Raw genomic sequence first — 600 nt, forward strand, 5'->3', positions numbered from 1 at the left:
CGAGCCTCCCCGAGGGGAGGCATAAAGGTGGAGCTTATGCTCCACCTTTTTCTTTGTGCGCCAGGCATGGCGCGTAGCGCCTTGAGCGGCGCTGTTCCGGTCGTTTGTGGGAAGCCTTCCGGAGAATGGTTGTGGACGTCATACAGCCACGCACCTTAGGAGGCTGTCGGACTATCCATGAGATGAGCCGGCTGCATTTCGGCTGCTTGGCCCATATTTCAACTCCCTTTCAGCCCAGAGCTATGGCTATGAGTTCTCAAACGAGCCAAAATCTGATCTCAACCTTCCAAATTTTCGCTTCAGCCCGTAAAGCCCGACACCCTCCTAGCCGGTGGTCAGAAAATCGACCCATTCGACGGTGAGAGTCGCCACCTCGAATTCCATCTCCACTTTTCCTTTCAGCACATAAGGGCGATGCCGGGTCAGTTTTCGGCAAAAACGCTCATAGGCTTTGGGGAAGAAGGTCGCGTCGAAAATGGCGCTCGTATCTTCGAAAGAGACAAACTCCATCGGCCGTCCGTCCTTGTCCTGCACCGTCTTGGCCGTCACCCACCAGCCGATCATGGTCACGTAGCGACCCGCCCAACAGTGCATCTCGTC

1 protein-coding gene is annotated in these 600 nt (G+C 55.8%); it reads right to left on the bottom strand.

From position 1 onward, the window contains the following. Positions 1-324: 324 nt before the first annotated feature. A partial coding sequence (locus tag DTF_RS27200; RefSeq protein ID WP_226989261.1) for an OB-fold nucleic acid binding domain-containing protein occupies positions 325-600 on the bottom strand: 276 nt, incomplete at its 5' end.

It is taken from the genome of Desulfuromonas sp. TF, assembly GCF_000472285.1.
Taxonomy (GTDB): Bacteria; Desulfobacterota; Desulfuromonadia; order Desulfuromonadales; family ATBO01; genus ATBO01.